The organism is Rathayibacter sp. AY1C5 (genome assembly GCF_002931705.1).
Lineage (GTDB): Bacteria > Actinomycetota > Actinomycetes > Actinomycetales > Microbacteriaceae > Rathayibacter.
The window spans coordinates 22,755-40,717 of the sequence record NZ_PSWD01000005.1 but is presented as its reverse complement, the minus strand read 5'-3'; the positions used below and the strand labels follow the sequence as shown (position 1 = coordinate 40,717).

Genomic DNA, 17,963 nt, shown 5'->3' with positions numbered 1-17,963 from the left:
ACATGGCCCAGAAGGACCGCAAGCGCGAGCGCGCCGTGGAGAGGGCCGGCGAGGTGGAGCAGGCCGACGGCTCCGAGAACGCTCAGCTGGCGAAGCTGCTCGACCGGCTCCTCGCGGTGCAGCGCCCGGCCGTGCTGGCGAACATCCGCCTGCTGCGGCGCCGGCGTCCCGGGGCGACTCCGGAGCAGATCATCACGTCGCTCGAGCGGCAGTACCTCTCGAGCGTGGCCGCGGGAGGCGCGGCGATCGGGGCGACCGCCGTCGTCCCCGGCATCGGCACGGCCGCCTCGGTGGCTCTCTCCGGCGCGGGAGCCGCAGGGTTCCTGGAGGCGAGCGCGCTCTTCGCGCAGTCGGTGACGGAGGTGCACGGGATCCCGCTAGAGGACCCGGACCGCGCGCGGGCCCTCGTGCTCACGCTGATGATGGGCTCCTCCGGCAGCGAGATGGTGCGCCAGGTGGCCGGGCAGGCCGTCGGCGGGGGCAGCGGCCTCAACCAGTACTGGGGCTCCGTGGTCACGAAGGGCCTGCCGTCCTTCCTCGTGGGCGAGCTGGCGGACCGCGCGAAGAAGTCCTTCGCCAAGCATTTCCTCGCCCAGCAGGGCGCGGGCCTGGTCGGCCGGGCGATGCCGTTCGGGATCGGAGCGGCACTGGGCGGCGTCGGCAACGCGATGCTCGGCCGCAAGGTGATCCACAGCGCGCGCGATGCGTTCGGGCCGGCACCGCAGGCGTTCGGCAACACCCTCGTGCTCGAGCCGACCCGCGCCGAGCGGAAGGCGCTGGCCGCCGCGCCGGCCGAGCCGCTGGCGCTGTTCGTCCGCGACTACGGCGGAACGGGCGAGCGGACGGCGCTCCTCCTCCACGGCCTCGGCTCAGACTCCCGGATCTGGTACGCCCTGGTCCCGACGCTGCACGAGCACGGCTACCGCGTGGTGGCCCCCGATCTCGCCGGTCACGGCGGCTCGCCGGCATCGCCCGTGTACTCGCCGGAGCGCTGGGCGTCGGACGTCCGCGCCTCGGTGCTGCAGACCCCCGACCTCGTCATCGGCCACGGCCTCGGCGCCGTCGTCGCCGCCCGGCTCGCCCCCGAGTACGGCGCCGACCGGCTCGTCCTGCTCGACCCCGCGTTCTCGGACGCCCGGGGACTGGCGGGCGCGCTCCACCGCGGCGGCTCGGTCGCGCACGTCGAGAAGGGCGACGCCGACTCCCTCCGCCACCGCCACCCGATCTGGACGGACGAGCAGATCGAGCTCGACGTGTCGGCCCACGCGCTCTGGGAGCAGGACTCCGCCGTCGGGCTGACGGCACGGGGTGCGGCCGAGGCCCCCGAGACGTTCCCCGTGGCGACGCTCGCCGTGATGCCGGAGGACCCGCTGGGCCACGGCTCGCTGGGCGGCGTCCTCGCCGGCCGCGGCGTCGAGGCGCGGACCGTGCCGGGGGGCGGGGCCTCGATCCTCCGCGAGGACCGCGCGGCGCTGATCGCGGCGCTGGAGGACCGGCTCTAGCTCAGACCATCCTGCTCGGCGCGGGCCGCGCGCTGTGGTCCGGAGCCGTCGGAGGCGTTCGGTCAGCGTTCCCGAGGCCGGCGCCCGGGCGCGACGAGCGGCATCCCGAGCACGGTGCGGACGAGTCCGCCGCCATCGCGGTCCTCGGCGATCACGCGGAGGCCGGTCTTCTCGGCGACGCGCCTCGAGGCGGCGTTGTCCGGGTGCACGAGCGCCACGAGTCGTCCCGCGAGGCGGTGGGCGAGCGCGAGGTCGCGGCAGGCCGCAGCCGCCTCGGTGGCGTAGCCGCGGCCGTGCAGACCGGCCCGCACGTGGTAGCCGACCTCGAGCTCGATCCCGCCGTCGACGCGCTGCCAGGTCAACCCGCAGTCGCCGACGAACTCGCCGTCGAGGGTCTCGACGATCCACAGCCCGAAGCCGTGCTCGCGGTAGTTGCGCCGGTTCCACTCGATCCAGGCGGCTGCCTGCTCGCGGTCCTTCGGCGCGGGGTAGTACCGCATCACGACCGGGTCGCCGAGCAGGTCCGCCATGTCGGGGAGGTCCTCGGCGGTCATCTCACGGAAGCGCAGCCGGGCGGTGGCGGCGGGGATCATCGGGTCGGGCTGCTCGGCCTGCGACTGCGGAGACGGCGACCGGGACCGTCGTCGAGCGCTCGATCCATCCGGCCGCCGCCCCCGGCCCTACTTCTCCGCCTTGGCGGCGGCCTTCGCGGCCTGCTTGGTGGCGCGGACCTTCGTCAGCGACTCCGGAGAGACGATGTCCGCGACCGAGCGGAAGGCGCCCTCCTCTCCGTAGGCGCCCGCGGCCGAGCGCCAGCCCTCCCCCGAGAATCCGCGCTGCTTGCCGAGCAGGGCGAGGAAGATCCGCGCCTTCTGCTCGCCGAAGCCGGGCAGCGCCTTCAGACGCGCGAGGACCGTGCGGCCGTCGGGCTCGTCGCGCGTCCAGACCGCCGCGGCGTCGCCGTCCCAGTCGTCGACCAGAGCGCGGCAGAGGACCTGCACGCGCCCCGCCATGCTCGCCGGGTAGCGGTGGATCGCGGGCGGAGTCCGGCAGAGCTCCGAGAACGCGTCCTCGTCGAAGCCCGCGATCGACGCGGCGTCGAAGGAGGCGCCCTCCGCCTCGAGGCGCTCCTCGATCTTGCGGGGCCCGGAGAAGGCCGTCTCCATCGCGACCTGCTGGTCGAGGAGCATCCCGATCAGCAGGGCCAGCGGGTCGCGGCTGAGCAGCGCGTCGGCGTCGGGATCGTCGGTGATGTGCAGGGCGGAGTCGCGGGTCATCCTCCAGGGATACCACGGACGGCCCCGGCGGCGAGCGCGCGGACGGTCCGGTCGACGAGGTCCAGCGCCGCAGCGAGCTCGAGGTCGCCGACATGGCCGTAGCCGAGGACCAGCGCCTCGGTCGCAGCCCGTCCCGACAGGGCGTACTCGTGCAGAGTGGCGACGAGCAGTCCCTCCCGGAGCAGCGCGGCCGCGACGGCGTGCGCGTCCAGAGGCGCGGGCAGGGAGAGGACGACGTGCAGACCCCCGTCGAGTCCGCTCGCGCGCCCCCACGGCACCGACTCCCCGAAGGCGTGGACCAGCTCACGGCGGTGGGCGTAGCGCCGTCTCGAGCGCGTGAGATGCCTCCGGAACGCCCCGCTCGCCATGAACTGCGCGAGCGCCGCCTGCGTCGGACCCGAGGCGGAGGCGTCCTTCTCGTCGTCGAGGCCGGCCAGCGCCCCGCGGAGCCAGGACGCCGGCGGAACGGCCAGGTAGGCGATGCGGAGCCACGGCGAGACGGTCTTCGAGAACGACCCGACATGGGCGACTCCGCCGCCGGAGTCGAGCGAGGCGAGCGCGGGCAGCGGGGCGCCGACGTAGCGGAACTCGCTGTCGTAGTCGTCCTCCACCACGAGCAGGGGGCCGGCCGACGCGCGGCGCACCAGCTCCAGGCGCTCGGCGAGGGCGAGCCTGCCTCCGGTCGGGTACTGGTGCGACGGAGTCACGACGACCACGTCCGCGCCGGAGCTCGCGAGAGCGTCGAGGTCGATGCCGTCGCCGCGCACCGGGACGCCGACGACCTCGTGCCCGTCGGCGCGCAGGCGGCGCCGGACGGCCGGGTAGCCGGGGTCCTCGACGGCGACGCGCACCTCGCGTCCGAGCGAGGCCGAGGCGGCGCGGGCCAGGAACGCGACGGCGCCCGCGGTGCCGCTGGTCACCACCACGTCCGACGCCTGCACGTCGACGCCGCGGGACCGGCGCAGCTGCTCGGCGATCTGCTCCCGCAGGGCCGGGTCCCCGGAACCCCGAGGAGGCGCCGAGGGCGGCGAGGCGAGCGCCAGGCGCCAGGCGGCCCGCCACTCCGGGGTGTCGAGGGCGCGGGTGTCCGGCCGGCCCGGCCTCAGGTCCGCCGCGGCGGGCGGGACGACGGTCTCCCGGGACTCCGGCCGCGGCTCCTGCGGCGCCGGCGCCAGCAGTCCGTCGGAGGCGACCGTCACCGCTGCGCGCGGGTGGGCGACGAGGTAGCCCTCCCCCACCAGCTGATCCACCGCGGCGACAACGGAGCCCCGCGAGACGCCGAGCCGCTCGGCGAGCACGCGGCTCGACGGGATCGGATCGCCCGCCCGGTAGCGCCCGTCCAGCACCGCCTGGCGCAGCGCCTCGGCGAGCCCGGCGCGGACCGAGCCGCGCGGCGACGGCCCGAGGAGGAGCGGGATCTCCAGATCGCCCGACGCCATCGACCGCTCCGCTCTGGACCACTCCGATCGCGGCCCAGTGGCATCCTGGCAGATCCAGTCGGCGCGGGACGATTCCGACATGGACAGCCTCCCCGTCACCGACCGCACCCGCGTCTCCCGTCTCCGCGACCGCCAGCGCACCGATCCCGCCGAGCTGCACGCCCTGCTCGACGAGGCGCTCGTCGCCCACGTCGCCGTCGTGCGGGACGGCGCCGCGATCGTGCTGCCGATCCTCTTCGCCCGCGACGGCGACTCCCTCCTGCTGCACGGGTCGAGCGGCGGAGGACTGCTGCGGGAGGCGGCGCGGCACTCGCTCCTCACCGCCTCGGTCACGCTGGTCAACGGACTGGTCGTCGCCCGCTCCACCTTCGACAGCTCGATGAACTACCGCTCGGCGATGGTGATCGGCCGGGCCGAGGCGCTGGAGGGCGAGGAGAAGGCGCGGGCCCTCGATCTGCTGGTGGCACGCCTCCTCCCGGGGCGCGACGAGGAGGTGCGAGCGAGCTCCGCCCGCGAGATCGCGGCCACGCTGGTGCTGCGCCTCCCCCTGGCCGAGGCGAGCCTGAAGGTGCGCGCGCACGGAGCCGGCGACGAGCCGGAGGCCGGGGTCTGGGCGGGCGTCGTGCCGCTGGTCACCCGCACGCTCGCGCCGGTGCCGGCGGAGGAGGGCGTCGCGGTCCCGGAGTCGGTCCGCCGCTTCAGCGCTGCGGTCGACGGCGCGGTGCCGCCCTGGCGCTGAGCGGACCGGCCGTCGCGGTGCGGTCCGCTACTTGGCGTCCTGACGGGGGAAGACGACCTTCTGCACGACGATGATCACCGAGGCCGCGACCGGGATCGCGACCAGGGCGCCGAGCACGCCCGCGATGGTGCCGCCCGCCACCGCCGCGATCACGACGACCGCACCGGGGACCGAGACGGCCTTGTTCATGATGCGGGGGCTGAGGAGGTACGCCTCGACCTGCATGTAGACGAGGTAGTAGATCGCAGCGACCAGCGCGGTCAGCGGCGAGGCCAGGAGGCAGGCGAGCGAGATGATCACGGCGCCCGAGAGCGTGCCGACCAGCGGGATCAGGGAGCCGAGGAACGCGACGCAGGCCAGCAGCGCCGGCACCGGGGCGCCGATCGAGAGCAGCAGGATGAACGTGAGCACGCCGTTCACGCCGGCGAGCGAGACCTGGCCGACCACGTAGCGGCCCACGGCGCCGGTGATCTCGTCGCCGACCTCGTGCGCCTTCGCGCGGTGCGAGGCGGGGGCGAAGCGGTAGGCGACGGCCTTCATCGAGCGCAGCGACGCGAGGAAGTACAGCGTCAGGATCAGCACGATGACGGCGCCGGTCACGCCGCTGGCGATCCCGGTCCCGACCGCGATCAGTCCGCCGCCGAGCGAGAGCAGGTTGTTGGGGTTGCCGATGAAGCTCTGGACGCTCTCGATCAGCTCGTCGATGTCGATCACGCCGCGCAGCTGCTGCTCGAGGTCGAGCACCCACTGCTGCGAGGCGATGTCGGTGACGATCTGCGGGGCGCTCGTGACGAACATCGTCAGCTGCTCGACCAGGATCGGGATGATGTAGACCAGCAGGCCGGCGAAGATCAGCACCACCGCGGCGAAGACCGCCGTGATCGCGAGCGGCCTCGGCAGGCGCTTGCTCTCGAGCCAGGAGACCAGCGGATCGAGGCCGAGCGCGAAGAACAGCGCCACGAAGATGTAGGTCAGCACCGTGCCCAGCTGCACGACGAGGCCGCCCAGGACGAGCGCCACCAGCACGCCGAGCGCGCCGAACAGGCCGATGCGGAAGGAGCGGATCGTGAAGACCGGCTTCTCCGGGTCGGCGGAGACCACGATGTCCGGCTCGACCGCGGGCTGGGCGGGTGCCGACCGGCGCCGGCGGGAGCGGGCGAAGGCGCGCGGGGTCATCATGGGACGAGCGTAGCGGGGCGCCGGGAGGCCGCCCGGCGACCGGCCCACCCTTGACGCGGCCGTTCGAGCGGTGCTCCCGCCCGCTCAGCCCTCCGGATCGTGGTCGTCGACCGCGCCGTCGCCCCGGTGCAGAGCGGCGTGCCGCTCCCACTCGGTGAGCAGGTGCTCGATCGCCTCGTGGAAGCGCCGCGTGGCCGCTCCGGGCGACGTGTCGCCGAAGTAGCGGTGCACCCAGCGCTCCAGCCGCTCGACCGACTCCGGATCGTGCTCGGCGCTGTCGATCCGCGCGATGATCGCGGAGGCGTCCTCGGCGTGCAGCCACTCCGCGTCGCCGAGGTAGCCGCTCTCGTCGACCTCGGCCTCGGCGCTGACGGGCCGGGTGACCAGCAGCGGGCGCCCCGTGGCCAGCCGGTCGTAGACCATCGCCGACACGTCGAGGATCGCGAGGTCGGCGGCGGCGAGCTGCCAGCCGAGCTCGGCACCGGTGTCGTGCACGTGACCGGCGCGCGGATCGGCCGCGTTGGCGGCGGCGATCATCGCGACGATCGCCCGGTCGGCCGCGGCGTAGTCGGAGTCGACCGCGCCGCTGCGGGGATGCGGGCGGTAGACGAGCCGGAACCGCGGGTCGGCCAGGAGCCCGCGCACGAGGGCCGTGCCGTGGCTCCGGATCGAGCCGTAGCCCGCGGCGGGGCGGTCGCCCTCCCAGGTCGGCGCGTAGAGCACCACGCGGCGCTCGTCGGGCGTGAACGGCACGGCGCCGGCGAAGTGGTCCGCCTGAGGACGGCCGATGGCGAGGGCGCGCCTGTCGAAGTCGTAGTCCCAGAGCACGCGGCGCAGCCGGGCCAGGGCGGCGTCCCCGGCGATCATGCTGTAGTCGTACGCCTTGAACTGGTTCGTCGTCATGTACATCTTGTCGCTCTCGCCGTGGTTGACGAAGACGTGCCAGCGGCGCCCGTAGCGCATCATCTGGAAGTTGCGGGCGTTCTGGTTGACGTAGAGCACGATCCGCAGCGGCTGGCTCGCGATGGTGCTCTCGAGGTCGGCGACGGAGCGGACGTAGGCGACGGGGACCGGGCTCTCGCGCAGCAGCACCTCCGCGGCGCCGGCGTTGCGGCTGAGCAGCACGACCGGGTGCGTCTCCGCCAGCTCGGCCAGCGGCCGGTACCACTGCCGCAGCTGGTACAGGTTGATGTCGCCGTCGGCGAAGTAGACGCCGATCTCGAACCGGCCCTCGGGCAGCGGCCCGCGCTCCGCGAGCAGCCGGGTCACCGCGTGGCGGGCCCGGCGAGCCGCGAGCAGCTCGCCGCCCACCTTACGCGCGAGTCGCGCGTCGGTGCGGAGGCGGGCGATCAGGGCACGGGGAGCGGGAGTCATCCGCCCCAGGGTACCGGCGACGGCCCCCGCGCCGGGGGCGTCGCGCGGGCCGATCAGGCCGGGGTCACCCTCAGCCAGACGAACTGCAGCGGAGCGAGACGGAAGCCCTCGCGCAGGTCGACCACGATCTCGGTGACCAGGTCGACCGCCTCCGCGGCGAACCCGACGAACCGCTCGGCCGCGACCTCCTGGACCTCGTCCGACACGTTCGCGAGCACGAGCACCGACTCCCCGTCGCCGGGGCGCTGGTAGCCGAGCACGTGGTCGTTGACCGGGTCGAAGATGCTCAGCTCGGTGCCCGCGAACATCGCAACGGCCTTGCGCACGGCGATGAGGTGCAGCAGCCCGCCGAAGACCTCGCTCGCGGCCGTCCCCGGGACCTCGCGCTCGTCGTAGCGCTCCGCGGGGCGGCGCGGCCGGTTCACCCAGCGCGAGTCGCCGGCCGTCGTCGGGTCGTCGAGGTAGCCGTGGTCGTTGAGCTGGCCGACCTCATCGCCGAGGTAGAGCAGCGGCAGCCCGCCGGTGCTCAGGGCGATCGAGTGCGCGAGCAGCACGCGGTCGATCCCGTAGGCGTCGCCCGCCTCCACTCCGGCGAGGGACGCGGTGGTGCCCGAGACGCGGCGGTCGCCGGTGCGCGGATTCTCCTGGAACGGCACTCCGCGGGCGAACGTGCCGTCGAACCGGTCCGTGTAGAAGTCGTTGAGGAAGCGGCGGTGGCCGGCCGCGTCGATCCCGAGCTCGGCGGCGTCCTCGTCGGCGAAGGTCCAGCCGATGTCGTCGTGCCCGCGCACGTAGTTGACCCAGGCCGTGCCCTCGGGGAGGGCGTGCCGGCGCTCGAGGGCCTGCGAGAGGAGACGGACGTCGCGGGTGGCGAGCGCCTCCCAGGTGAGCGCCATCTGCAGCGGGTTGTACGAGAGCTGGCACTCCTCGACGTCGATGTACTCGATCACCTCGTCGGGGTGCACGATCGCCTCGGACTTGAACAGCAGCGCCGGAGCGGCCAGGCGGCAGACCTCGTTGAACGCGCGCAGCAGCAGGTGCGCCTGCGGCTGCGACTCGCAGGTGGTGCCGAGCTCCTTCCAGATGAACGCGACCGCGTCCATCCTCAGTGCGTCGACGCCCTGATTGGCGAGGAAGAGCATCTCTCCCGCCATCGCCCGGAACACCTCGGGGTTGGAGTAGTTGAGGTCCCACTGGTAGCGGTGGAACGTGGCCCAGACCCAGCGCCCGTCCTCCAGCTGCACGAAGGAGCCGGGATGGTCGTCCGGGAAGATCTCGCGCGTCGTGCGCTCGAAGGCGTCGGGCTGCTCCCGGTCCGGGTAGATCCAGTAGTAGTCCTCGAAGCGCTGCTCGCCGGCGAGCGCGCGCTGCGCCCACTCGTGCTCGTTCGAGGTGTGGTTGAAGACGAAGTCGACCACGAGTGCGATGCCCTGCTCGCGCAGCTCGGAGGCCAGCCCGCGGAGCTGCTCCATGTCGCCGAGGTCCGGCCGCACGCGCCGGTAGCTCGAGACCGCGTAGCCCCCGTCCGACTCGCCCTCGGGCGCATCGAAGAGCGGCATCAGGTGCAGGTAGTTCAGGCCGATCTCGCGGAGGTACGGGATCTCGGCGCGCAGCCCCTCGAGGTCGCCCGCGTAGCGGTCGACGTAGCAGACCCCGCCCAGAGCCTTGTTCGAGAGGAACCAGGTCGGGTGCTGCTCGCGGGCGCGGTCGAGCGCGCGGAGCTCCTCGGGCCGCTCCTCCCAGGAGGCGGCGGCGAGCTCGACGATCGCGACCAGCTGGTCCTCGAGGTCGTCGCGGCCGGCGTACACCGTGGCGAGCAGATCGACCAGGCGCGGGAGGTGCTCGTCGAGGCGGCCGGAGAACTCGTCGTCGACGGCGCCGAGGCGCTCGCGGACCGTCGTGAGGAGGTCCGGTCCGGCAGGGGTCGCCTCCGCCTCGGCGCGCTCGGGCTGGGAGAGCTGGGTCGAATCGAACACCGTCGTCCTTTCGGGGGCCCCGGCGGGGGCGGATTCCCCGATGCTAGACGATCGGCGGACGCCCGGCGAACGCCATCCGGAGCACCGTGCGGGCCGAGAGGACGCGCCGGCCGCCCGGATCCGAGCGCCATCCCTCCCGCCAGCCGGCGAACCAGGCGCGCAGGGCGGCCGGGTCGCGCCGCCAGCGGAGGCACTGGATCGCGGTCCAGGACCCCACGTAGACGAGCGCCAGAGGTGCGGCGAGATTGCGGCGGGCGAGCCAGACGCGGTTGCGCGCGTTCAGCCGGTAGTAGTCGGCGTGACGGGTCGGCTGGATGACCGGGTGCTGGGCGACGAGCTCTCCCGCGTACCAGGCGGTGCGACCCGTGTCCCAGACCCGCCAGGCCAGCTCGATGCCCTCGTGGGCGTAGAAGAACGGAGCCGCCCAGCCGCCCGTCCGGGCGAACACGTCGCGCCGCAGCACGACCGCTCCCTCCCAGACCGAGAAGACGGGGCCGGAGCGGCGGGGGTCGCCCTTGAGGATCCGCGGGATCCAGCGCCGCGGGCTCGGCGTGCCGTCCGTGCTGTCGACGCGGGGCTGCACCAGGCCGATGCGGCGGTTCGAGGCGAGCAGCGCGACCGCGTCGACGAGGAAGCGGGGGGACGGGATCCGGGCGTCGTCGTCGAGGAAGAAGAGGTACTCCCCCGCGACGGCGTCGACTCCGGCGTTCCGGCCCGCCGGGATGCCGAGGTTCTCGGGGAGCGCCAGGGCGCGCACTCCCTCGGGCAGGCCGTCCGGCTCCCAGCCGTTGCCGACGCAGACGACGTCCAGCTCGACGCCCTCCTGCGCGAGGACGCCGGCCAGCCCCGCGGCGAGGTCGTCGGGCCGAGTCCCCTGCGTCAGGACGACGACGCCGACCCGCGGCTCAGGAGCGGACACGCTTGGACGCCATGATCGCGACGAAGTGGCCGACCAGGGCGAGGAGGGCGAGCGGCAGCAGCGCCCCGACGAGGACCCGGTCGGCCGTGCCCGCTCCGACGACGAGGCCCACGAGGGCGGTCGCGAAGGCCAGCATCGTCAGCTCGACGGAGTGGTAGAGGCGGTGGAAGGGCAGGAAGCGGGCCGCGCGGCGAAGCCCCGCCAGCCCGGACGAGGACGGCACAGCCTCACCCTTCGTGTCGGCCAGCTTCGTGAGACCGGCGTTCGCGCGCGCCACGTGCACCATGTCGTTGAGCGCCTTGTTGAGGACGATCACCAGGGCCAGGGCGAAGCCGATCGTGGTCCAGAGGAAGTCCGCCGGCGCCTCGAACGGGACGCCCGCCGCCCGCAGCCCGAGCGCGATCGGGATCAGCGCCTCGGTCGTGTAGTGCCCGACCTTGTCGAGTAACACGCCCGCCGGCGAGGACGTGCGGCGCCAGCGCGCGACCTCGCCGTCGCAGCAGTCCACCAGCATCTGCAGCTGGCCGAGGAGCAGCGCCAGCGCCGCTCCGGCGATCCCCGGGATCAGGAGGGCTGCCGCCGCGCTCCAGCCGACCAGGATCATCAGCCCGGTGACGCCGTTCGCCGAGATCGAGGTCTTCAGCAGCAGCCAGGTCAGGTAGGGCGAGAAGCGGCGCAGGTAGAGCGACGCCGTCCAGTGCTCGGCGTTGCGGCGCCCGCGCACCTCCGGGGGCTGCGCGACGGCGCGCAGCTCGGCGATGGAGCGGGGTCTCGTCGTCGTGGTCATGCGCCCCTCGGCGAGTCGGACCGCGGCTGGTGGCGGTGGGCGGAGATGTTGCTGGTCAGCCCGGCGAAGCCGAGCACGAAGCCGGTCCCCCAGGCCACGTGGACCGCCGGGATGACCACGGCGAACCACAGCATCGCACGCGCGCCGTCCGGCCGCGCGACCACGAGAGTGGCCGCCGCCACCAGGAGGAGGTAGGCGGCGGGCACCGCGAACCCGAGCAGGAGCCAGGGCGCGGCTCCGGCGAGCGCCTGGACGACTCCCGCCAGCCCGACGAGCAGCCCGATCGCGAGCATCGCGACGAGCACGGGCGGAGCGAAGTAGCGCAGCGACCGCGAGGCCGGGAACATCCGGGTGAGCTCGCCGCGCCACATCCCGGTCGAGAGGAACTGCCGGAGCAGCGCGCGCATCGAGGGCCGCGGCCGGTAGGTGACGGTGAGGCGCGGAGTGAACCAGACGACCTCGCCGCGCTCGCGCAGCCGCCGGTTCAGCTCCCAGTCCTGCCCGCGCTTGAAGCGCTCGTCGAACAGGCCGGCGCGCTCGAGGGCGGAGCGGCGGAAGACGCCGAGGTACACCGTGTCGGCCGGGCCCTCCTCGCCTCCCACGTGGTGGGGCGTGCCGCCCAGCCCGATGCGGGAGCCGTAGGCCCGGGCGACCGCGCGCTGGAACGGGGTGAGGCCCTCCGCCGCCATCACTCCGCCGACGTTCGCCGCTCCGGAGCGCTGCAGCGCCTCGACCGCCGTGCGCGCGTACTCGGGCGGCAGGACGGAGTGCGCGTCGACCCGGACGACGACCGGGTGGCGCGAGGCGCGGATCGCGGCGTTGAGGCCCGCAGGAGTGGAGCCGACCTCGTTCGGCACGACGCGGATCCGCGGGTCGGCCGCGCTCAGCTCGGCGACGAGCTGCTCCGTGCCGTCGATGCTCGGGGCGACGGCGAGGACGACGTCGAAGGGGCCGGTGTAGTCCTGGTGCAGCAGCGAGTCGACCGCGGCGCGCACGTGGGCGACCTCGTTGAGGACGGGCATGACGTAGGAGACGCCGGGCAGGTCGGAGAGGTCGTCTTCCGGGATCTCGTGCTGCATGGGTCCAGTTCGTGCGGGAGGAGCGCGGGCGCAGGGATCCACCACCCTACCAGCGGGGAGCGCCGCGCCCCGGGCCGGGCCCGGACGCGGAACAGCCCCCCGGGGACGGATCCTCGAGGGGCTGTGCGCGGCGGCGGAGCACAGCCCCCCGGGAACGGATCCTCGAGGGGCTGTGCGCGGCGGCGGAGGGTCAGCCGGCGGCCATCTGGCCGAGCGTCGCCTTCGCCTGGTAGCTCTGGCCGTTGCGGACGTAGGTCAGCTCGACCGCGGCGTTCGCGGCCTGCGCGCGGACCTGCGCGGTGAGGTCGGACGCGCTCGTGATCGGAGTGCTGTCGATCGCGGTGATGATGTCGCCCTTGGCGAGACCGGCCGCCTGCGCGGCACCTCCTCCGGAGACCTCCTCGATGCGGGCGCCGAGGACGTCCGCGGTCGAGTCGGAGACGCTCGCGCCGAGCAGGCCGTGCGAGGCGGAGCCGTTCGCGATGATCTCCTTCGCGATGCGCTCGGCGATCGCGCTGGGGATCGCGAATCCGACTCCGATGTTGCCGGACTGGCCGCTCGAGGAGGACTGGCCGGCGCTCGCGATCGCGACGTTCACGCCGATCAGCTCGCCGTCGCTGTCGAGCAGCGCGCCGCCGGAGTTACCCGGGTTGATCGCCGCGTCGGTCTGGATGACGGGCAGCGAGATGGTGCTCTTCGCCTGGGTCGGCGCCTGCTGGCCCGGGATGTCGAAGTTGAACGGGCTCTCGGTGCCGCCGCTCGAGCTGTCGCCCGAGTCGTCCGGAGCCGCCGAGGAGGCGACCTGGATGCTGCGGTTGAGCGCGCTGACGATGCCGTCGGTCACGGTGCCGGAGAGGCCGAGCGGGGCGCCGATGGCGACCGCCGTGTCGCCGACGTTGATCTTGGTGGAGTCCGCGAACGTCATCGGGCTGAGGTCGGTCGCGCCGGTCAGCTTGATGACGGCGAGGTCGAGGGTCGGGTCGGTGCCGACGACGGTCGCGTCGAAGATCCGGCCGTCGCTGGTCGTGACCGAGACGGTGCCGTTCGCGATCTCGCCGTCGAGGGTGACCACGTGGGTGTTGGTCAGGACGTAGCCGTCCTTCGAGAGCACGATGCCGGAGCCGGTGCCGGCGGACGAGCTGCCGCTCACCGCGATGGTGACGACGCTCGGAGTGGCCTTGGCGGCGACCGCGGTGGCGGTCGTCGCGTCCTCGGCGTTGTTGACCGTGATCGTCTGCGAGCCGCCGGCGGAGACCACGCGGGTCCCGCCGCCGTTGGAGGCGGACCAGAGGCCGAACACGCCGGCTCCCGCGACTCCGCCCACGACCGCGCCGATGGCGAGCGCCGCGACGACGCCCACTCCGGCTCGGCGCTTCGTGGCGGTGGGGGCGGGGGTGTACTCGGCGCCCGGGCCGAAGGGGCTCGAGGAGGGCGGCTCCTCGGAGCCGTGCAGGGTGTTCGCCGCGGGCGGCGCGTACTGCCCGTAGCGGGCCGGCTGGGAGACGGGCTGCGCCTCGTTGCCGGCCGTCGCGTTCGGCGTGTACGGCGGCTGGGTGGCCGAGGAGGAGGGGTAGGGGACGGTCGGGTTCTCGCTCTCGCGGTGCGCTCCGCCCCGGTGGATCGGCTCGGTGGGCCCGGTGGTCGAGGACGACGCTCCGGAGCTCTCGCCGGGGGTGCGCTCGGTCGCCTCTCGGGCGCCGGACTCCGTCGGCGTGGTGGGTTCCTCCGGCTGACGAGGACCCTCGTGACTCTCGGTCATGGGTGCTGCTCCTTCCAAGCGGGGATAGCTTGGCGATCGTACCTGGGGGTTTCTTATGACGGGCCTGCGAGCGGGAAATGAAACCGGCCGGACTGCTCGAGCGGGCACACTGGGCACGTGAGCATTCCCGGATCCTGGTCCCGCGCCGCGGCGGGCGCCGGCCTCCTCGGCCCCGGCGGCGAGGTCGCCGCCACCGTCTTCAGCGAGATGAGCGCGCTCGCCCTGCGCACCGGAGCGGTGAACCTCGGCCAGGGCTTCCCGGACGAGGACGGCCCGCGCGAGATCCTCGACGCCGCGCGCGACGCCATCGCGTCGGGGGTCAACCAGTACCCGCCGGGTCCCGGCTTCCCCGTTCTGCGCGAGGCGATCGCCGCGCACCGGCAGCGCTTCTCCGGGATCGCCCTCGACCCCGACGGCGAGGTCCTCGTCACCACGGGCGCCACCGAGGCCCTGGCCGCGGCTCTGCTGGGCCTGCTCGAGCCGGGCGACGAGGTCGTCACCTTCACGCCCCACTACGACGCCTACGGAGCCCTGATCGCCCTGGCAGGAGGGGTGCACCGCACCGTGCTCCTGCGCGGCCCCTCCTTCGCGGTCGACCACGACGAGCTGACCGCCGCAGTGAGCGACCGCACGCGCGTCATCCTGGTGAACGACCCGCACAACCCGACCGGTGCCGTCCTCCCGGCCGAGACCCGCGAGCTGATCGTGCGGCTCGCCGAGCGGCACGACGCCGTGATCCTGACGGACGAGGTCTACGAGCACCTGCGCTTCGACACCCCGCACGTCCCGCTGGCCTCCCTTCCCGGAGCCTTCGAGCGGACGCTGTCCGTCTCCTCGGCGGGCAAGACCTTCAGCACCACGGGCTGGAAGATCGGCTGGGTGACGGGCCCGCGCGAGCTGATCACGGCCGTCCTCGCCGTGAAGCAGTTCCTCACCTACGTCAGCGGCTCGCCGTTCCAGGGGGCCGTCGCCCTCGGGCTCGGGCTCCCGGACGCCTTCTTCACCGGCGCGGCGCAGACTCTTGCGGCCAAGAAGGACCTGCTGTCGGCGGGCCTGGCTGCTGCGGGCTTCGGCGTCGCGCCCTCCTCGGGCGGCTACTTCGTCGTCGCGGACGCGGCACCGCTCGGCTACGACGACGGGGTCGCGCTCTGCCGGGCGCTCCCGGATCTCGCGGGAGTGGTGGCGGTGCCCGTGTCGGCGTTCTGCCGCCCCGCGGACGCCGCTCCCTACCGCTCGCTCGTCCGCTTCGCCTTCTGCAAGCGGTTCGGGGTGCTGGAGACCGCGGTCGCGGGCCTCGCCCGCATGGAGCGCTGAGGAGCCGGCCTCAGCGGATGCGGTCGGATGCCCGGCGCCGTCGGGCCGGGGGCGGCGGTCAGAGCGGCAGCACCCGGAAGCGCCGCAGCGCCAGAGCGGGGTTCTTCGCGCGCGCCGCGTCGATCCGCTCGCGCGAGACCCAGGCGACGGCGACATCCTCGACCTCGCCGAGGGTGACGGTCTCGACGCCCATCGGATCGACGATCATGCTCGTGCCGACCCCGATCGGCGGGGTCTGGTCGGCTGCGACGAGGTACACCGTGTTCTCGAGCGCGCGGGCGGTGACCAGCGTCCGCCAGTGCGCCTCCTTGAGCGGGCCGCGCACCCACTCGGCCGGTGCCGCGATGACGTCGACCCCGGCGTCGACCAGCCAGCGGCTGACCTCCGGGAAGCGCAGGTCGTAGCAGGTCTGCAGCCCGACGACGAGGCCGCCGACCTCGAACGTCTCGGGTGCGGCGATCTCCCCCGCGGCGACCCACTCCGACTCGGTCTGGCCGAAGGCGTCGTACAGGTGCAGCTTGCGGTAGCGGGCCACGAGCGCGCCCTCGGGGTCGAGCGCGACGAGCGTGTTCGCGATGCGGCGCCCGTCCACCGCCTCGACCATGCCCGCCACGAGGTGGATCCGGAGCTCGCGCGCGAGGGCCGCGAGAGCCGTGACGAACGGGCCGTCGAGCGCCTCGCCCGCCGCGACCAGCTCGGGCCCGAGCGGATCGGTGAAGGCGGAGCTGTACTCCGGCAGCACCACCAGGCTCGCGCCGCGCTCGGCGGCGATCCGGGCCAGGCGCCCGATCGTCGCGATGTTCGCCTCCCGGTCCGTCGAGGGGGCGAACTGCGCCACGGCCATGCCGACGGCGCCGGTCATCAGCTCGGCGGGTAGAGGAAGAGGGCGACCTGGGAGGCCGGGATGGTGCGCTTGTGGTACGCGTGGTCGTTGCCCCAGTTGTACTCCTCGAGCGAGACCGTGCCGTCGGAGTTGACGGCCTGCACGTAGGCGACGTGGTTGCCGGTGAACCAGGCGACCGCGCCGGGGACGGGCGTACTGCTGGTCACCCAGCCGTGGGAGGCCCACTGGCCGGCCCACGCGTAGGCGCTGCCTCCGCCCGGGGTCATGTTGCCCCAGGTCCACTTGAAGGGTGCGCTCGTCGAGCCCTGGTCGCGGTTGATCCGCCAGGCGACGAAGTCGACGCACTCGCGGTAGTAGTACCGCAGCGGCGAGAGGCCGCCGCCCTGGTCGTCGGTGAGCTGGTCGCGCCAGGGGTAGTCGTCGCCCTCCTCGCGGGGCGTGACCGAGGTGCTGGTGCCGCCGCTGCCCGCGGCGGCACCGTCCGCGCCGGTCGTGCCTGCCGCGGCCTGCGCCTCCTGGGCGAGGCGGGCGGTCTCGGCGTCGCGGGCGGCCTGCTCGGCGGCGGCGAGCGCGCGCGCCTGGGCGGCCGCCTCGTCGAGCTGGGCCTGGGTCGGTGCGGTGAAGGAGTCGCGGATGACCTGCTCCTGGACCGCGGTCGGCGCGACGGTGAGCTTCTGGTTGCCGAGCGCCTGCACGCGGGCGGCGGCCTCGACGGCGGCCTGCGAATCGGGTGCCGGGTCGAAGGAGTAGGCGGGGAGCGCGGAGACCGCCACGAGGCCCGCGATGGCGGCGAGGGCGACCGTGCTGACGGTCGCGCGGAAGACACGGCCCCGGCGGCGCCGCACGGGGCGGACGGGCGTGAGGACCGGAGTGGCGACGCGTGCCGCGGGCAGCGCGTGCGGCGCCTGCCGCGGGCTCCGCCGGGTCGGGCGGTCGCCGAGCCCCTCGTTCGAGCCGTCGTCCCCGCGTTCGTCCCTCACAGCAGCACCCCTCGCATCGGGGTCGAGCCTAACGTGCGGGCCGGTCCGGCACACGCGTCGGCGCGGAGCGTCGGGAGGCCGGTCCGCGGATGCGGGTCGCGCGAGCCCGGCACGAAGTCGGCGGCGGCGCCGCGCGGATCCGACGGTGACGCGGACGGGCGACCGGAGTAGCGTCCGGAGCGGAGCGGGCGCGATGGTGCGGCCGCGGGACGGAGGACGGCGATGATCCGGAGCGAGAGGGCCTTCGGCGGCTTCAGCGTGGACGACGTGGAGGCGGCGCGGGCCTTCTACGGCGGAGTGCTCGGGCTCGAGGTCGAGCTGAACGCGATGGGGATCCTCGACATCCGGCTGCCGGGCGGAGGCCGCGCGATCGCGTACCCGAAGCCGGACCACGAGCCGGCGTCGTTCACGATCCTGAACTTCTCGGTGGAGGACGTCGACGTGGCGGTCGCCGAGCTGCACGCGGCAGGCGTCACCACGGCGATCTACGACGACCCGTCGCTGCCGACCGATGCGGACGGAGTGATGCGCGGCCACGGGCCGACGATCTGCTGGTTCCGCGATCCGGCGGGCAACGTGCTGAGCGTGATCGAGGGCGACTGAGGTCTCGGCCCGCGCACTGTCAGCCGCGGGCAGCACGTCCGCGACCCGTGTTAACGACGAAAGCCGGCCCTTCTCAGGACCGGCTTTCGCTTTCTTGTTGCGGGGGCAGGATTTGAACCTACGACCTCTGGGTTATGAGCCCAGCGAGCTACCGAACTGCTCCACCCCGCGGCACAAGAAGAGACATTACAC

16 protein-coding genes and 1 tRNA gene are annotated in these 17,963 nt (G+C 73.9%); 4 read left to right on the top strand and 13 right to left on the bottom strand.

Features of this window, described 5'->3' with window-relative positions; translation table 11 throughout:
• The first annotated feature begins 2 nt into the window (after window positions 1–2).
• Window positions 3–1,502, top strand: a complete 1,500-nt coding sequence (locus C5C57_RS06035) for an alpha/beta fold hydrolase (RefSeq protein WP_104297436.1) — start codon at window positions 3–5, stop codon at window positions 1,500–1,502.
• 62 nt (window positions 1,503–1,564) lie between these two features.
• Here C5C57_RS06035 and C5C57_RS06030 read toward each other — a convergent pair whose 3' ends face one another.
• The 3 genes from C5C57_RS06030 to C5C57_RS06020 all read right to left on the bottom strand — a co-directional run bounded on the left by C5C57_RS06030 (window position 1,565) and on the right by C5C57_RS06020 (window position 4,218).
• Complete coding sequence (locus tag C5C57_RS06030; protein WP_104247834.1) at window positions 1,565–2,095, bottom strand: GNAT family N-acetyltransferase; 531 nt, start codon at window positions 2,093–2,095, stop codon at window positions 1,565–1,567.
• An 87-nt stretch (window positions 2,096–2,182) separates the two neighbouring features.
• Window positions 2,183–2,779 (bottom strand): HhH-GPD-type base excision DNA repair protein, encoded by a 597-nt coding sequence (locus C5C57_RS06025; protein ID WP_104223574.1) that lies wholly within the window; start codon window positions 2,777–2,779, stop codon window positions 2,183–2,185.
• Window positions 2,776–4,218, bottom strand: a complete 1,443-nt coding sequence (locus tag C5C57_RS06020; protein ID WP_181027227.1) for a PLP-dependent aminotransferase family protein — start codon at window positions 4,216–4,218, stop codon at window positions 2,776–2,778. Before C5C57_RS06020 ends, C5C57_RS06025 begins: the two co-directional genes overlap by 4 nt.
• 79 nt (window positions 4,219–4,297) lie before the next feature.
• Here C5C57_RS06020 and C5C57_RS06015 point away from each other — a divergent pair, with 79 nt between their 5' ends.
• Window positions 4,298–4,957, top strand: coding sequence for a pyridoxamine 5'-phosphate oxidase family protein (locus tag C5C57_RS06015; RefSeq protein ID WP_104247832.1), 660 nt, complete (start codon window positions 4,298–4,300; stop codon window positions 4,955–4,957).
• A 27-nt stretch (window positions 4,958–4,984) separates the two neighbouring features.
• Here the strand turns inward: C5C57_RS06015 and C5C57_RS06010 are convergent, their stop codons facing one another.
• The 7 genes from C5C57_RS06010 to C5C57_RS05980 form a co-directional block, all read right to left on the bottom strand.
• Window positions 4,985–6,136, bottom strand: a complete 1,152-nt coding sequence (locus C5C57_RS06010; RefSeq protein WP_244229611.1) for an AI-2E family transporter — start codon at window positions 6,134–6,136, stop codon at window positions 4,985–4,987.
• Between the two features lie 84 nt (window positions 6,137–6,220).
• Window positions 6,221–7,510 carry a hypothetical protein gene (locus C5C57_RS06005; protein WP_244229610.1) on the bottom strand — a complete coding sequence of 430 codons (1,290 nt, stop codon included), beginning with the start codon at window positions 7,508–7,510 and terminating at the stop codon, window positions 6,221–6,223.
• A 53-nt stretch (window positions 7,511–7,563) separates the two neighbouring features.
• A complete protein-coding gene (locus C5C57_RS06000) occupies window positions 7,564–9,486 on the bottom strand; it encodes an amylosucrase (RefSeq protein WP_104247831.1) in 1,923 nt (640 codons plus the stop codon).
• A 43-nt stretch (window positions 9,487–9,529) separates the two neighbouring features.
• A complete protein-coding gene (locus tag C5C57_RS05995; RefSeq protein ID WP_104223578.1) occupies window positions 9,530–10,405 on the bottom strand; it encodes a glycosyltransferase family 2 protein in 876 nt (291 codons plus the stop codon).
• Window positions 10,392–11,192, bottom strand: a complete 801-nt coding sequence (locus C5C57_RS05990; RefSeq protein ID WP_104297435.1) for a CDP-alcohol phosphatidyltransferase family protein — start codon at window positions 11,190–11,192, stop codon at window positions 10,392–10,394. Before C5C57_RS05990 ends, C5C57_RS05995 begins: the two co-directional genes overlap by 14 nt.
• A complete protein-coding gene (locus C5C57_RS05985) occupies window positions 11,189–12,271 on the bottom strand; it encodes a glycosyltransferase family 2 protein (RefSeq protein ID WP_181027226.1) in 1,083 nt (360 codons plus the stop codon). The genes C5C57_RS05990 and C5C57_RS05985 overlap by 4 nt, the downstream gene beginning before the upstream one ends.
• A gap of 190 nt (window positions 12,272–12,461) precedes the next feature.
• Window positions 12,462–14,030, bottom strand: coding sequence for a S1C family serine protease (locus C5C57_RS05980; protein WP_104247830.1), 1,569 nt, complete (start codon window positions 14,028–14,030; stop codon window positions 12,462–12,464).
• A gap of 117 nt (window positions 14,031–14,147) precedes the next feature.
• Here C5C57_RS05980 and C5C57_RS05975 point away from each other — a divergent pair, with 117 nt between their 5' ends.
• Window positions 14,148–15,344 (top strand): aminotransferase class I/II-fold pyridoxal phosphate-dependent enzyme, encoded by a 1,197-nt coding sequence (locus tag C5C57_RS05975; RefSeq protein ID WP_104297434.1) that lies wholly within the window; start codon window positions 14,148–14,150, stop codon window positions 15,342–15,344.
• A 58-nt stretch (window positions 15,345–15,402) separates the two neighbouring features.
• Here C5C57_RS05975 and C5C57_RS05970 read toward each other — a convergent pair whose 3' ends face one another.
• Window positions 15,403–16,206, bottom strand: coding sequence for a carbon-nitrogen hydrolase family protein (locus C5C57_RS05970; RefSeq protein ID WP_104247828.1), 804 nt, complete (start codon window positions 16,204–16,206; stop codon window positions 15,403–15,405).
• On the bottom strand, window positions 16,206–17,168 hold the full coding sequence (locus tag C5C57_RS05965) for a CHAP domain-containing protein (RefSeq protein WP_104262670.1): 963 nt from the start codon (window positions 17,166–17,168) through the stop codon (window positions 16,206–16,208). Before C5C57_RS05965 ends, C5C57_RS05970 begins: the two co-directional genes overlap by 1 nt.
• 222 nt (window positions 17,169–17,390) lie before the next feature.
• Between C5C57_RS05965 and C5C57_RS05960 the strand changes: the two genes are divergently transcribed.
• Window positions 17,391–17,771 (top strand): VOC family protein, encoded by a 381-nt coding sequence (locus tag C5C57_RS05960; RefSeq protein WP_104224832.1) that lies wholly within the window; start codon window positions 17,391–17,393, stop codon window positions 17,769–17,771.
• 97 nt (window positions 17,772–17,868) lie between these two features.
• Here C5C57_RS05960 and C5C57_RS05955 read toward each other — a convergent pair.
• Window positions 17,869–17,942: transfer RNA gene (locus C5C57_RS05955), tRNA-Met, on the bottom strand.
• Window positions 17,943–17,963 lie beyond the last annotated feature (21 nt).

What these genes read in the sequence shown, in the direction of transcription:
- C5C57_RS06030 (WP_104247834.1), bottom strand. Translation starts at nt 2,095, where the DNA reads ATGATCCCCGCCGCCACCGCCCGGCTGCGCTTCCGTGAGATGACCGCC.
- C5C57_RS06015 (WP_104247832.1), top strand. Translation starts at nt 4,298, where the DNA reads ATGGACAGCCTCCCCGTCACCGACCGCACCCGCGTCTCCCGTCTCCGC.
- C5C57_RS06020 (WP_181027227.1), bottom strand. Translation starts at nt 4,218, where the DNA reads ATGGCGTCGGGCGATCTGGAGATCCCGCTCCTCCTCGGGCCGTCGCCG.
- C5C57_RS06025 (WP_104223574.1), bottom strand. Translation starts at nt 2,779, where the DNA reads ATGACCCGCGACTCCGCCCTGCACATCACCGACGATCCCGACGCCGAC.
- C5C57_RS05980 (WP_104247830.1), bottom strand. Translation starts at nt 14,030, where the DNA reads ATGACCGAGAGTCACGAGGGTCCTCGTCAGCCGGAGGAACCCACCACG.
- C5C57_RS05960 (WP_104224832.1), top strand. Translation starts at nt 17,391, where the DNA reads ATGATCCGGAGCGAGAGGGCCTTCGGCGGCTTCAGCGTGGACGACGTG.
- C5C57_RS06010 (WP_244229611.1), bottom strand. Translation starts at nt 6,136, where the DNA reads ATGATGACCCCGCGCGCCTTCGCCCGCTCCCGCCGGCGCCGGTCGGCA.
- C5C57_RS06005 (WP_244229610.1), bottom strand. Translation starts at nt 7,510, where the DNA reads ATGACTCCCGCTCCCCGTGCCCTGATCGCCCGCCTCCGCACCGACGCG.
- C5C57_RS05970 (WP_104247828.1), bottom strand. Translation starts at nt 16,206, where the DNA reads ATGACCGGCGCCGTCGGCATGGCCGTGGCGCAGTTCGCCCCCTCGACG.
- C5C57_RS06035 (WP_104297436.1), top strand. Translation starts at nt 3, where the DNA reads ATGGCCCAGAAGGACCGCAAGCGCGAGCGCGCCGTGGAGAGGGCCGGC.
- C5C57_RS05985 (WP_181027226.1), bottom strand. Translation starts at nt 12,271, where the DNA reads ATGCAGCACGAGATCCCGGAAGACGACCTCTCCGACCTGCCCGGCGTC.
- C5C57_RS05990 (WP_104297435.1), bottom strand. Translation starts at nt 11,192, where the DNA reads ATGACCACGACGACGAGACCCCGCTCCATCGCCGAGCTGCGCGCCGTC.